General features: G+C 64.4%; 15 protein-coding genes. 8 read left to right on the forward strand and 7 right to left on the reverse strand.

Annotated elements, in window-relative coordinates; genetic code table 11:
* Window positions 1–417: 417 nt before the first annotated feature.
* Window positions 418–717, forward strand: coding sequence for a BrnT family toxin (locus Q8R75_RS02650; RefSeq protein ID WP_305612276.1), 300 nt, complete (start codon window positions 418–420; stop codon window positions 715–717).
* The gene (locus Q8R75_RS02655) at window positions 692–1,027 is read left to right on the forward strand and encodes a helix-turn-helix domain-containing protein (RefSeq protein ID WP_305612274.1); all 336 of its coding nucleotides are present in this window, start codon (window positions 692–694) and stop codon (window positions 1,025–1,027) included. The genes Q8R75_RS02650 and Q8R75_RS02655 overlap by 26 nt, the downstream gene beginning before the upstream one ends.
* A gap of 458 nt (window positions 1,028–1,485) precedes the next feature.
* Here Q8R75_RS02655 and Q8R75_RS02665 read toward each other — a convergent pair whose 3' ends face one another.
* From Q8R75_RS02665 to pip, 4 genes are all read right to left on the reverse strand, one after another.
* Window positions 1,486–2,292: a serine protease gene (locus Q8R75_RS02665; protein ID WP_305612272.1), complete on the reverse strand. Its 807-nt coding sequence runs from the start codon at window positions 2,290–2,292 to the stop codon at window positions 1,486–1,488.
* 419 nt (window positions 2,293–2,711) lie between these two features.
* The gene (locus Q8R75_RS02670) at window positions 2,712–3,350 is read right to left on the reverse strand and encodes a response regulator transcription factor (protein WP_257078765.1); all 639 of its coding nucleotides are present in this window, start codon (window positions 3,348–3,350) and stop codon (window positions 2,712–2,714) included.
* An 18-nt stretch (window positions 3,351–3,368) separates the two neighbouring features.
* Window positions 3,369–4,715 carry an ATP-binding protein gene (locus tag Q8R75_RS02675; protein WP_305612268.1) on the reverse strand — a complete coding sequence of 449 codons (1,347 nt, stop codon included), beginning with the start codon at window positions 4,713–4,715 and terminating at the stop codon, window positions 3,369–3,371.
* On the reverse strand, window positions 4,712–5,683 hold the full coding sequence (pip, locus tag Q8R75_RS02680; RefSeq protein WP_305612266.1) for a prolyl aminopeptidase: 972 nt from the start codon (window positions 5,681–5,683) through the stop codon (window positions 4,712–4,714). Before pip ends, Q8R75_RS02675 begins: the two co-directional genes overlap by 4 nt.
* Window positions 5,684–5,770: 87 nt before the next feature.
* On the opposite strand from pip, the gene Q8R75_RS02685 reads away from it, so the two are divergent.
* Both Q8R75_RS02685 and pqqA read left to right on the forward strand, forming a co-directional pair.
* Window positions 5,771–6,916 carry a class I SAM-dependent methyltransferase gene (locus Q8R75_RS02685; protein WP_305612264.1) on the forward strand — a complete coding sequence of 382 codons (1,146 nt, stop codon included), beginning with the start codon at window positions 5,771–5,773 and terminating at the stop codon, window positions 6,914–6,916.
* Window positions 6,917–7,033: 117 nt separating this feature from the next.
* A complete protein-coding gene (gene pqqA / locus Q8R75_RS02690) occupies window positions 7,034–7,108 on the forward strand; it encodes a pyrroloquinoline quinone precursor peptide PqqA (protein WP_083224124.1) in 75 nt (24 codons plus the stop codon).
* Window positions 7,109–7,215: 107 nt separating this feature from the next.
* Here the strand turns inward: pqqA and Q8R75_RS02695 are convergent, their stop codons facing one another.
* Entirely contained in the window at window positions 7,216–8,037 is an 822-nt protein-coding gene (locus Q8R75_RS02695; RefSeq protein WP_305612263.1) for an AraC family transcriptional regulator, read from the reverse strand.
* 124 nt (window positions 8,038–8,161) lie between these two features.
* Here Q8R75_RS02695 and Q8R75_RS02700 point away from each other — a divergent pair, with 124 nt between their 5' ends.
* From Q8R75_RS02700 to Q8R75_RS02710, 3 genes are all read left to right on the forward strand, one after another.
* Window positions 8,162–8,590: an organic hydroperoxide resistance protein gene (locus tag Q8R75_RS02700; RefSeq protein ID WP_305612261.1), complete on the forward strand. Its 429-nt coding sequence runs from the start codon at window positions 8,162–8,164 to the stop codon at window positions 8,588–8,590.
* An 84-nt stretch (window positions 8,591–8,674) separates the two neighbouring features.
* Window positions 8,675–9,163, forward strand: a complete 489-nt coding sequence (locus Q8R75_RS02705) for an alpha/beta hydrolase (RefSeq protein ID WP_305612259.1) — start codon at window positions 8,675–8,677, stop codon at window positions 9,161–9,163.
* A gap of 500 nt (window positions 9,164–9,663) precedes the next feature.
* The gene (locus tag Q8R75_RS02710; protein WP_305612257.1) at window positions 9,664–9,894 is read left to right on the forward strand and encodes a hypothetical protein; all 231 of its coding nucleotides are present in this window, start codon (window positions 9,664–9,666) and stop codon (window positions 9,892–9,894) included.
* Window positions 9,895–10,260: 366 nt separating this feature from the next.
* On the opposite strand, the gene Q8R75_RS02715 is transcribed toward Q8R75_RS02710, so the two are convergent.
* Window positions 10,261–11,565, reverse strand: coding sequence for a type II toxin-antitoxin system HipA family toxin (locus Q8R75_RS02715; protein ID WP_305612256.1), 1,305 nt, complete (start codon window positions 11,563–11,565; stop codon window positions 10,261–10,263).
* Complete coding sequence (locus Q8R75_RS02720) at window positions 11,565–11,888, reverse strand: helix-turn-helix transcriptional regulator (RefSeq protein WP_305612254.1); 324 nt, start codon at window positions 11,886–11,888, stop codon at window positions 11,565–11,567. The genes Q8R75_RS02715 and Q8R75_RS02720 overlap by 1 nt, the downstream gene beginning before the upstream one ends.
* A gap of 310 nt (window positions 11,889–12,198) precedes the next feature.
* On the opposite strand from Q8R75_RS02720, the gene Q8R75_RS02725 reads away from it, so the two are divergent.
* Entirely contained in the window at window positions 12,199–12,324 is a 126-nt protein-coding gene (locus Q8R75_RS02725) for a hypothetical protein (RefSeq protein ID WP_305612253.1), read from the forward strand.
* Window positions 12,325–12,331: the final 7 nt, after the last annotated feature.

Genomic DNA, 12,331 nt, shown 5'->3' on the forward strand with positions numbered 1-12,331 from the left:
ATCGGCGCCGCCTTCCGCTACGGGAAGGTGTTCCTGTCCTGCTCACGGTTGGTGCGCGGTCGTCGATTCGATCGCCTGCGGGGCAGGCTCCTGCGAAAGGCAAAACCGCACTGTTGTTCGTAGGAGCCTGCCCCGCAGGCGATGGCACAGCAAGTTTCGCCCGGATCGCGTCCCGCGTGTCCTTCGCCGCGTTCGGGATCGGCGTGCCCCCGGACCGAACACGCAGGCCACGCCGTGGCCGAACAGCTCTTCGTAGTGCTCCGACATGTACGACGAGCAATAGATAACTGCCCCCGTTCCCCGAAGGCCTGAATCGTCGCCATCAAGGGTGGGTTCGTACGTGTAGGTGAAGAATGCGGCTAACCCAAGCGGGACTGCCGTAAACATGGCCTGAATATCCTTGTCCTGGGTCGGCCAATGAACTACCATCGGCCCATGGAGTTTGAGTGGGACGAAGCCAAAAACAATGCCTGTTTTCGGGAGCGCGGGTTTGATTTTGCTTACGCCGCGAGGGCATTTTTCGATCCGGATCGCAGGGTCGAGGCTGACACCCGCTACAGCTATGGCGAGGCGCGCTTTCAGTTGATGGGCAAGGTCGGGTCGCGCATATTCATCGTCATCTACACGCCGCGTGGCGCGGCAGTCCGCATCATCTCCGCCCGCAAGGCCAATCAGAGGGAAGTTCGACGCTATGAAGACAATACGAGTGACGATTGACCCTGCCGAGCCTGAGTCGCTGAAGCAGGGGCGCATTGATGCCGAGCGGGTGGATGCAACAACCGAGGGCGACATCACTGCGCAGGCTGCGGTCGACGACGCGCTGTCACTGCAGGATGCTGGCAGGTTTGTCCGCCGCGTGCGCAAACGTCTCGGTCTGAGCCAGGCCGAGTTCTCCGCGAGCATCAATGTGCCGCTCGAAACGATAAGAAACTGGGAGCAAGGCAAGCGCAGCCCGACCGGGGCGGCAAAGGCCTTGCTGAAGGTGCTGGACAAGGCGCCGGAGGCAGCGCTGGCGGCGTTGAGCTGACCGTCAGTACCTGCCATTCGAGCCAGATTCAGGAGGCAGGGCACGTCAGGTCTGGCAGGCCTGCGGCCCGATGCACCGTCGCCGCTCCATGCGCAGCTGACCGGGCATCTGCGCCAGCGCATCTTCGATGTCACCTGGCCGCGGCACAGCCGGATGCCGTCGGAAAGCGAGCTGGGCGCGATGGTCGGGGTCGGTCGCGTCACGGGGGCGGAGGCGCTGGCCGACCCGTAGAAGGTGCTGATCTTCCGCATCCACGACAAGGGCCTGTCGTGTGGCGGCCCAGGGTTTTCCAGGACGTCGCGTCGCTAGAAAGCTTGGGTGAGGCGATGTCGCGCAAGGGCTACGAAACGGGGAACCGCGGGGGAACCGCGGGTGGACAGCGTCGACGACCTGCACCGGCCTCCGAATCGCCAACCACTGGTTCTCCCCGCTTAACCTGATGATTTTTTCGTATGCAGTCAGCGCGGCGGCAGACGACTGGCGCGCACCGCGGCTTCGATCGCCGCACCATTGCGCGGCTCGGCTTCAACCCATTCCTGGGTGACGGCCTGCAGGCGGTCCCATTCCTGATCGTTCTCGTGCTGGATGGCGCGCAGGAAGAAGGGCTTGTCCGCTTCGGCTGCGGCCCAGAAGGGCGGCGTCGTGGCGGCGACCGGCAACTCGACGTCCTGTGCATTGTCCAGTCCGGCCTGCATCCATTCGGTCGGCACGGCGAAATGGCGCTTCATGCCCGGAATGAAGAAGGTCAGCACGCCAACCAGTCGGCCTTCGGCGTCGAACAGTGCGCCGCCGGATGCGCCCTGCTGGAACTGGGCGTCGGTTTCGATTACCGCCGCGTTGTCCATCTCGTGCAGTGCGGTCACCCGCCCGACGCTCATCGACAGCGCCTTGCCGCCTGAAAATCCCATGGCATGCACCTCGTCGCCGACCTTCAGCGTGCGCGACGACGACACTTCGACCGGGCGCGCAATCGGCTGGGCGATGCTCAGCAAGCACAGGTCGTGCCGGGTATCGACCGACCGCGCCTGCGCCGGCACGCCAGTGCTGCCGCGCGCGACGATGACGTTCTGCGCGCGGCCGACGACATGGCAGTTGGTGATCACGTGTTTCGCGTCCAGCTGCACGCCGGTGCCGCTGTTGATGCGGCCATCAGGTGCCGCGGCAAGGATTTTCACCATGTGCATCGAAAGCTGTATGTAGCGCTCGGCGCTCGCCTGGGCGCCGGTGGCAAACAACAGCATCAACAGCAATCCCGGGATGCGCATGATGATCTCCTTGCGGACCGTCGGGCAGTGGATGAAGCCCGGCGGTGATGAATCGACTAACGGAACATGGGGTGGAACCTTGTGGGTTTGTTCTGCGTGGTGCAGTGCACAACTCTAAGCGTAAATCGTGCCAGACCCTGCTGTCTGTACGGGAGAACACCCACTTCCGGGCCTTGTACACACGGTCTTTGCGGCGGAAATGACGTCAAAGGGCGCATCGCAGCCGGTTTTGTGCGGTGCCGCATGATTGGCGCGTCGGGCAACAGACGACGAGGGCGCTGCGGAAGCGTTGAAGTCTGCGACACCCAACCCGCCGACGTTGCAGATTGCCACTCTGTACGGGCGGTCACCGGTGCAGCGGGCGCTGCACCGTGATGCAGGGTGCCCCGTTGTGGTGCGAGTGCCGCGTCGGGCTGAACTCAGGCTTCGATCAGCCCGTTGCGCAGCGCAATCAGCGTCAGCTCGGCCTGGTTCGACGCGCCGAGCTTCTGCTTCACGTTGTACAGGTGGGTGCCGATGGTCGAGGTCGACAGATGCAGGGTTTCTGCGATCTGGTTCACCGACTGACCACGCGCGAGGTGGATGAACACTTCGAATTCGCGTTCCGAGAGGGCCTCGACCGGATTCTGTGCGCCGGTCACGTCCTGCATCGCCAGCTTCTGCGCAATCTCTGCGTCCAGATACATGCGGCCGGACGCCACCGTGCGCACCGCGTCGATCAACGCTTCCGGCGCACCCCGCTTCGACAGATAGCCGGTCGCGCCTGCCTTGAGCACGCGCTTCGGATGCGCCGTGTCTTCGTGCGCCGACAGCGCGAGGATGCGTACGCCCTTGTCGCGCGCCGTCAGGCGGCGCACCGCCTCGATACCGCCCATGCCGGGCATCGACAGGTCCATCACCACCACGTCCGGCTTCAGTTCGGCATAGCGCACATAGGCGGTTTCGCCGCTGTCCGCCTCACCGACCACCTCGATGTCCTCGCACGCGGCCAGCAGCAGCTTGAAGCCCATGCGCACCACCGCATGGTCATCGACCAGCATCACCTTGATCGGACCCATCCTGTTGTCTCCCCTGTCTTATTCGAGTGGCAGTCGGGCCACGACCTGGGTGCCGCCGCCGTCACGCGCCGTCACGTCCAGTTCGCCGCCGAGCGCCTGTGCGCGTTCGCGCATGCCGCGCACGCCGTGATGACCGCGCTTGTGCGCCCAGCCTTCGGCCAGTCCGCTCCCGTCATCCTCGACTGTCAGATGCAGGAACTGTTCAGTACCCCGCAGCGAAATCATGATTTTCCCTGCACTGGCGTGTTTCAGCGCATTGGTCACCGCTTCCTGCACGATGCGGTAGGCGGCAAGCTTGAAGGAATCGCCGGGCGCTTCAGGCAGATCCGACATCCGCAGTTCGAACTGCATGTGCGGGTGGTGGCGGCGCCACTCGGCCACCAGATCGTCCAGCGCATCTTCCAGCCCGAGATTGTCCAGCGCCAGCGGACGCAGGCGCGGAATGATGCTGTGCATGACGTCGTACAGATGGTCGGCCGTGTCGACGATGAGTTGCGCCGCCTCGGCACTGCGCGGGTCGCTTTGCACATCACGACGCGCGATCGACAGGCCCATGCTCTTGATGGCCGTGACCGCCTGGCCCATTTCGTCGTGCAGCTCGCGCGCGATGTCGCGTCGCTCTTCTTCGATGCGGCTCTGGATGAATTGCGTCAGTTCGCGGTTTTCTTCCAGATGGCTGCGCGCCTCGAGCGCTTCCTGTCGCGCCGTCATGTTGTCTTCGATCGATTGCGCCATGCGGTTGAACGCCTGTGCCATCGAGCCCGCTTCGCGTCCGGGCAGCTCTTCCAGCCGCGTGTGGTAATCGCCTGCGCGCATCTGTTCCAGCCCGCGAACGATGCGGTTGAACGGCCGCGTCGCGCGCCCGACCAGCCAGAATACGAGCGCATTGCCCAATATCAGCGCGATCGTGCCCGCGATCAGCAGGCGCACGGCTTCATCCCAGCCGTCGAGAATCGCGCGCGAGGCGTCGGCTTCGACCACCAGTTTTGCGCCATCGGCCAGCGTGATTTCCTGCCGCGGATTGCGCGGCAGGATGGCATCCGAATACCAGTCCGGCGCGTCCCTTCCGGCCTTGTAGGGCGTCGGCGGCGACGCATACAGTTGAACGCCGTCGCCATCGACCAGACGGATTTCGGTCGCCCGCACCCGCCCGAGCCGGTGCAGGAAGTCGACCAGGGCGGGCGACCCGGTATTGGCATAGACCAGCGTGACACGCGACAGCAGTTGCGTGGCCACCCTGTTCGCCGCCTCGATTTCCTCGCTCACCGCACGGCGCGTGCCCATCAGTTCCAGCATCAGCATGGTGCTGGTGAAGGTCAGGATGACCAGTGCGATCAGCAGATTCAGTTTCAGTCGCAGGCTCACGCGGAGGCTCCGGGCCAGGCCGCGAAGTCGCCGTCGCGCGCGTGCGCATCGATCGCCGACACCAGCAGCGCGACGCTCGCCGGATGGAAGGGATCGTGCCCCGCACCCTGCGCCCAGGCCAGTTTGCTGCCATGCGCGGTGCGATGTGCGCGCCAGGCGTTCTGCGGTCGGCACACCAGATCGTGGCTGCCATGCACGATGGCCAACGGCACACCGTGCACATGCGCAATGGCATCGAGCACCTTTGCCTCACCGAGAAAGCAGCGGTGGGCGAGGTAGTGCGCCTGCACGCGGTAGCGGTTGCGCAGCCCCGGCCATTCGTCGTCGGTGGGCGCAGCAGGCAGTGCGCTGTGCGGCCAGCTGCCGAGCGCGTATTCCCAGTTGCGCCAGGCCAGTACGGCGTGATCGACGCGCGCCGCATCGCCCGACGACAGCGCGCGATCCAGCCACACGACGATGCGGTCGCGCCAGCGCGCCGGTACGGCCTGCATCAGCGCGCCGTGCGCCTCGGGGGCGAGTGCCGCCGCGCCGTGGAAGAACCAGTCGAGATCAGCGCGCCCGGCGAGGAACACACCACGCAGGATGAGCCCGCTGCAGGCTGCGCGGTGGCGAGCCGCCCAGACGACTGCAAGCGTCGAACCCCAGGAGCCGCCGAACACCAGCCAGCGTTCGATGCCCAGGCGGGCGCGCAGCGCCTCGATGTCGGCCACCAGCGCATCGGTGTGGTTGTGGGCGATGTCGCCGGCCGGTGTGCTGCGGCCGCAGCCGCGCTGGTCGAACAGCACGACGCGATCGCGCTCCGGATCGAAGAAGCGGCGCTGGCGCGGCGAGCAGCCCGAACCCGGGCCGCCGTGTACATACAGTGCGGGCAGGCCGTCCGGATTGCCGCATTGTTCGTAGTAGATGCGATGGCCGTGTCCGACGTCGAGCCAGCCGGTGTCGTACGGTTCTGTCGGAGGATGCAGCATGGGCGGCGCGTGGTCGGGCGAATCGATCGGGCGTCGATGTTAGCCCATGCATGCCTGCACGACACCGTGCCATGTGACAATCGCACCATGGACGACCGCAATCATCGGGTGGAACAGTACGGGCAGGTGTTCACCCGCGACGATGTCGTGGCGCAGATGCTTGCGCTGCGTCGCAATGCCGGGCGGGTGCTCGAACCTTCGGCCGGCGACGGCGCGTTCTCGTCGCGCCTGCCCGGTTGCACCGCAATCGAGCTCGATCCGTCGGTTGCGCCGGCCGGCGCGCAGGTCATGGATTTCTTCGACTACCCGCTGACTGAGCGCTTCGACACCATCATCGGCAATCCGCCCTATGTGCGGCACCAGGACATCCTGCCGGCGACGCGCGTCCGGCTGGCCAGCGCGCTGTTCGACCTGCGCAGCAACCTCTACCTGTTCTTCATCGAAAAGTGCGTGCGCCACCTGAATCCGGGCGGCGAACTGATCTTCATCGTGCCGCGCGAATTCATCAAACTGACCGCCGCCCGTCGGCTGAATGCCTGGCTGTTCGAGCAGGGCAGCATCACCGACTTCATCGAAACCGGCGATGCACGCGTGTTCGGTGCGTATGTGCCGAACTGCGCGGTGTTCCGCTTCGAGAAGGGACGCGCGGACCGCCGCATGCACGACGGCCGGCGCTTTCATTGCGAACAGGGACAGCTGATGTTCCTGCGCGGCGACTACGGCGTGCCGCTGTCGGCACTGTTCGACGTGCGCGTGGGCGCCGTATCCGGTGCCGACGAGGTGTTCGTGCATCCGGAAGGCAATATGGAATTCGTCTGTTCCAGCACCGTCGACACCGGCCGTACTCGGCGCGCCTTCTTCGATGTGCGCAACGACTGGCTGGAACAGCACAAGGCCCGATTGCTGGCGCGCCGCGTACGGCCGTTCGATGAACACAACTGGTGGTGCTGGGGCCGGCTGCATCACCGCTCGGACGCTGCGCGCATCTACGTGAATGGCAAGACGCGCAAGCCGCGTCCGTTCTTCCTGCATGATTGCCCGCATTACGACGGCGCCGTGCTCGCCCTGTTCGCGCGCTCACCACTGCTCGACGTCGCGCGCGCCGCGAGCCTGCTCAACGATGCGGTCGACTGGGAAGAACTGGGCTTCGTGTGCGACGGGCGCTTCCTGTTCACGCAGCGCAGCCTGCAGACCTGCATGCTGCCGGACGACTTCCGCGCATTGCTCTCATGAAAATCGTGAGCCTTCTTTCGTGACCGGCCCGAGGTGACGCGCCGGCGGTCGGCGCAGTATTCGATCCATGCACAGCGCGTTGCTGTGAAGCGAAGCGAAATCATCGAGGAGACACACATGAACTGGCAAACCCCGAAGGCGACCGACCTGCGTTTTGGCTTTGAAATCACGATGTACATCGCCAACCGCTGATCCCGGTATTGCGACAATGAAAAAAGCGGGCATTGCCCGCTTTTTTCATTGGTGCGTCGCGAATGCCGCATCAGGACGTGCGCCGACGCATGTCCAGCCCCCTCCCGTCACCGCTTGTGCGCCTCGCGCCATTGCCGCGGTGACAGCCCGGTCTGTGCCTTGAAGGCACGAGACAGCGCGGCCTCTCCTCCATAACCGACTTCATCGGCGATCAGCGCCAGCGTTCGCCCGCGACGCAATGCCAGCTCGGCAAGTCCGATGCGCCAGCGCTGAAGGTAAGCGCCAGGCGTGCAGCCCACGGTGTCGCGAAACGCATTGGCAAACACGCTGCGCGACATGCCGGCGCGCGCAGCGAGGGTGTCCAGCGTCCAGCCGTGCGCCGGATTCTCGTGCATCGCCACCAGCGCGAGGCGCAAGCGAGGGTGTGACAGTCCGGTCAGCATGCCTGCGCCGGTCTTACCCCCTTCCATCAGGTGCCTGAGCACCTGCACCAGCACCACTTCGAACAATCGATCCAGCACGGTCTGACGGCCGCAGTGCTGATTTGAAGCCTCGTCGAAAAGCAGATCCAGCACCGGTCCCGCACCGAGGATGTCGTCCAGCGCCAGACAGGTGAAATCCGGCAGCGCCGAAGCAATCGGATTGGTCACGCCGCCGGAAAAGTGCAGCCGCGCACACGCAAAGTCGGCGCCGCATGTCGGGTCGGTGACGAAACGGTAGGCAACCGGGCGTGGAAACAGCAGCAGGCTGGGCCGGGTCACGCGCTCGATGCCGCCTGGATGATGCACGTCGGCTTCGCCTGCGCGGATCAGGTGCATGCGTCCGCTGTCACCGGCGTCCAGTTCGGTGATGCCGCACAGCGCGCCGGTGTTGAACACGCGGGCGCTGACCGAAAAGTGCGCGAGCAAGGTATCGAGTCTGTCCAGCATGGTGCGTTTTGATACGACGAGACAAGTTTTCAGGACTATACGTTGCATTCGGTATCGAATGCGGGCGCAAAGTTTGTCCTGCCAACCGGCATTGCCTCACCCGCTCAACGCACAGGAGTTAACCATGTCCATCGAAAAAGTCCTCTACACCGCTCAAGCCACCGCCACCGGAGGCCGTGAAGGCCGCGCCAAGTCGTCCGACGGCGTGCTCGACCTGCAGTTGTCGACCCCGCGCGAACTGGGCGGCGCCGGCGGTGCCGGCACCAATCCCGAACAACTGTTCGCCGCCGGTTATTCGGCCTGCTTCCTCGGCGCGCTGAAGTTCGTCGCCGCGCAGGACAAGGTCGAACTGCCGGCCGACACGCAGATCACCGGCCGCGTCGGCATCGGCGCCATCCCGACCGGCTTCGGCATCGAGGTCGAGCTGACCATCGCCGTGCCCGGCCTGCCGCGAGATCAGGTCGAAGCGCTGGTCGCGAAGGCGCACATCGTGTGCCCGTACTCGAACGCCACCCACGGCAACATCGACGTGACCCTGGTCATCGCTGACTGACACCTCACGGAGAGGCACCGTCGCCCACGCGGCACGCGAATCGAGTGTCAGCGGACCCCCATCGGTCGCCATGGAACTGCCCGTGTGAAGAAGGCGGTGCTGGTCAGTTCGGTGCCGCCGATGATGCCGAAGATCGCCGACAACCCGGGCGGCCTGCCGATCGAGGTGTTCGACGGCATCCGCAAGCGCTCGCAGGCAAACCGCTCGCAGCTCTATCTGGACATCGCCTCGGGTCCGTTCTACGGCTACAACTGTCCGGGTGCCACGCCGTCGCAGGGGCTGATCCAGTCCTTCCGGGCGCAGGGCATGCAGGCCGGGCACAAGAACACCTACGACTCGATCGCGGCGTTCTCGGCCACCGATTTCCGCGCCGACCTGAAGAAGTTCGACGTGCCTACGCTGGTGATCCACGGCGACGATGACCAGATCGTGCCGATCGACCTGTCCGGCAAGGCATCGGCCGCGTTGATCCGCAACGCCGAACTGATCGTCTATCCGGGTGCGCCGCACGGCATCACCGACACGCACAAGGATCGGCTCAACCAGGACCTGCTGGATTTCGTGCGCAAGTAAGGCTGCGGGAAACCCGGTCCCGCGACGCGCGCCGGGTTTTGTTGTTCAGTGGCGGGTGAACCGCAGTCGTGACGGATGCAACCTGGTATTCGTGGTGTCCCCGACCGTTCATGTGGCCTTCCCGCACCAGCGTCTACAATGGCTGCGTCACTTATCTGGTTGCCCGATCAGGATATGGCCGCACTTGCTGAACGATTGCGCACACTGCGCGAGACCCGCAAGATGCCCCAGGCGCGCTTGGCGGCCTTGCTGGAAATCGACCTTCGTGTTTACAACCGATGGGAGCGCGGCATAGCCACCCCTATGGCGAAACCGAGGAGCGCTGGTTCACGGTGGGACAGACACGCCCTGGCAAGTTGCTGGCGGTTTCGCATACGTTTGTGATGACCGGCCCGGACCGGGCTCAGGTACGGATTATTTCGGCGCGCGAGGCAACCCGCTTTGAGCGTCAGCAGTATGAGGATGAGCGGTAGGCTGCTCGCACGATAGAGGAAACGACCATGTCACAGACACTGGATCAGGACGACGATATGCCCGCTGAGATTGATTTCTCGAAGGGCGTGCGCGGCAAGTTCCATAGCCCCGATGCCCGGCTTCATATGCCGGTGTATCTGGAGGAGGCGGTACTGGCGGTACTCACCGCCGCTGCCCAGAAGAAAGGCATTAATGTCTCGGAACTCGCTAACGAAATGCTCAAGCGCGATATCGAGATCGCTCAGGCGCTGCGCTGAGACCATCGCAGCGCAACAACCTGAGCAACTGAAGAGAAGCCCCACCGACCCGCACTGCGGGTGGGTGGGGCTTTTTACGTCTACTGAATCAAATTGAATCAGCACCGCTTGCCCTTGGACATGCTAAGGGGCGTTTTGAGCTAAAAAGTCGAGGGCGGAAGCTGGAAGAGGAAACGGTGGTACGTCCCTGAGGTTTCCTCGCACGACAACCGGATCAGGCATCAGTAGAAGAGAAGACACCTCGGAATATTCGTTCGGCATTCGTGGTGCGTCCCCTATTGTTCTTCGTTGTACCTTCGACGCGCGACCCGTCACCACGTCCACGGACAGTGCCTCTCCGCGTCACTTTTCGCGCATCGCCGGGGCCTACCGGCCGAACAGCGCGGCGCTTGCTTCCATCTGGGCGTGCTCGAAGGCCGGCGCGAAATCGTCCAGCTCGCTTTCCTGCAGTCCGATTTCCGGGGCCAGCGCAACTTGCCGCCATCGACAGACCGCCGCATGGACCTCTTTCAGCACCGACAAGGCCTGTTCCGCGCTCAGTGCGAAGTACGACGAGCGGGCCAACAACATCTGCACGTCGGTGATCGGTCCGTCCTGCTCCGACAACCAGGTTTTGGATTCCCGCTCCTTGTCCGGAAACGGGTTGATGTCGAAAGCAGGCGCGAGACGCCATTGACCGTGGGCCACGTGCAGGAAGCCGTGGTTCTGCAGGTGGTCGTCCACGTTGGTGATGAGCAGATTGAACGCCATGCGGCGCCAGAGCTGCTGCAAGTCATGCGTGGGCGCGTGGCCGTGGGTGCGGATGGCGTCGGCGATCTCGGTGTAACTGCGATCCTCCTCGCGCGAGGCCTGCAGCAGGGATGCCGCCGACTGGTAGGGGATGCGGCCGTCGGCGCCATCGCGATCGAAGCGGCCGATCACGGCCACAGGCACTTCGTTTCCCTCGTCGCCCAGCAGAACGATCCGCGCGGGCGCGGTGTCGATGCCCGCGCGCACTGCGAGCTTCAGCGCCAGTACCTCGCCGCGGGTGACGCTGCGCGTATCGCTGACACTGGGAAACTTGCCGATGGCGAGCCGGCCGTCTTCGTCCACCAGGGTGCACTTGGGTCGCATGCCGCCGAGCGAGGTGCCCTTGCCCTGCAGGTAGCGCAAGTCCTCGGCCGTCTCCTGTCCGCGCTCGACGGCGCGGCTGGCCTGGTAGATGCGCTGCAGTTCGATCAAGGGCGGAGTACTGCGCCGTCCTTCGGGCGTCGTTCGGTGCCAGTCTCCATCCGCATCGCGCAGGCGCAGCGCGCCGACGCGGCTGAAGTCATCCACCGCCAGCAGGTAATCCAGTTCGGTAAGGGTCGGCAGTTGCGGATCGGTCTTGCGGCGCTTGGCGTGGGCGCGGGCGATGACGCGCCGCCCCCAGGCGTCTGGCGCGGTATCGGCGATGGCGCCATGAAATACGGAATCGTGCAGCGAGCGCGCCTTGTGCGGTTGGTAGCCCGGCGTCAGTTGCAGGTCGGCCGACACATTGAAGCGCGCCGTGGTGCCCAGCCAGGATGGCTCATAAGCAAAGGTGCTGTGCTCGCGCCGGCCTTGGCGCACATAGACGAGCGAGCCAACAGGCAGACCGGCTTTGCCGATGCATATCTGAATCTGTCGGCGGGTTGGCGCGGACACCGTCATCAGAGCGCCCCCGACGTACCGGCCTTGCTGCGCACGCGCTTGGGCAGGTTTTCGTCCATCAAGGTCAGGCCGATGTCGTCTTTCGCCGTGTCCAGCAGGTTTTCCAGCGACTGTATTTCGCCGAAGACGTGAAGCGCTCGGGCGAAGAAGTGAATGGGCACCCGCAGGTCGCCTTGCTCCATGCGCCGCACCGTGGATAGGGACGCACCCATGCGCTCGGCGAGCGAGGCCTGCGAAATGTGCCGCCGACGGCGGGCAAGGGAGATGTCGCTGCCAAGCTTCCGGATCGCCCGCTCGACTGGCAGAGGAATTGGGATTTCCATATCAAGTGTCCCGATAAGACTGCTTATAATTTATTAATGTTTCTATCGGGATGATTATAGCCAACCGGCGGAGTGCGGGAGAACTGCGCTTCTTGTGGACGTCTTGACGACATCGAACGGCGGGCTCGGTCCGGCAAAGACGCCCCGTCGGCTATGCCAGCGAACACGCCGCCGGGCTGGCATTGAGGGGTCTCGGCTGTCGCGAACGATGCCTGGGCCAGGGTTATGTCGCCCGGTGTCGTCGCGAAAGGCTGTCGCGTGCCTGGGCGGGTGGGTGCGATATTGGGAAATAAATGAGGTCTGATCCCATTTGTTATTTTTTTCGGCGCTGATCCGCAACGCCGAACTGATCGTCTATCCGGGTGCGCCGCACGGCATCACCGATACGCACAAGGATCGGCTCAACCAGGACCTGCTGGATTTCGTGCGCAAGTAAGGCTGCG

Origin of the sequence: Methyloversatilis sp. (assembly GCF_030696805.1) — a bacterium.
Lineage (GTDB): Bacteria > Pseudomonadota > Gammaproteobacteria > Burkholderiales > Rhodocyclaceae > Methyloversatilis.

Excerpts from the sequence above, each read along its gene's own strand:
- Q8R75_RS02650 (WP_305612276.1), top strand. The coding sequence starts at position 418 with ATGAACTACCATCGGCCCATGGAGTTTGAGTGGGACGAAGCCAAAAAC.
- Q8R75_RS02655 (WP_305612274.1), top strand. The coding sequence starts at position 692 with ATGAAGACAATACGAGTGACGATTGACCCTGCCGAGCCTGAGTCGCTG.
- Q8R75_RS02665 (WP_305612272.1), bottom strand. The coding sequence starts at position 2,292 with ATGCGCATCCCGGGATTGCTGTTGATGCTGTTGTTTGCCACCGGCGCC.
- Q8R75_RS02670 (WP_257078765.1), bottom strand. The coding sequence starts at position 3,350 with ATGGGTCCGATCAAGGTGATGCTGGTCGATGACCATGCGGTGGTGCGC.
- pip (WP_305612266.1), bottom strand. The coding sequence starts at position 5,683 with ATGCTGCATCCTCCGACAGAACCGTACGACACCGGCTGGCTCGACGTC.
- Q8R75_RS02685 (WP_305612264.1), top strand. The coding sequence starts at position 5,771 with ATGGACGACCGCAATCATCGGGTGGAACAGTACGGGCAGGTGTTCACC.
- Q8R75_RS02695 (WP_305612263.1), bottom strand. The coding sequence starts at position 8,037 with ATGCTGGACAGACTCGATACCTTGCTCGCGCACTTTTCGGTCAGCGCC.
- Q8R75_RS02700 (WP_305612261.1), top strand. The coding sequence starts at position 8,162 with ATGTCCATCGAAAAAGTCCTCTACACCGCTCAAGCCACCGCCACCGGA.
- Q8R75_RS02710 (WP_305612257.1), top strand. The coding sequence starts at position 9,664 with ATGTCACAGACACTGGATCAGGACGACGATATGCCCGCTGAGATTGAT.
- Q8R75_RS02715 (WP_305612256.1), bottom strand. The coding sequence starts at position 11,565 with ATGACGGTGTCCGCGCCAACCCGCCGACAGATTCAGATATGCATCGGC.
- Q8R75_RS02720 (WP_305612254.1), bottom strand. The coding sequence starts at position 11,888 with ATGGAAATCCCAATTCCTCTGCCAGTCGAGCGGGCGATCCGGAAGCTT.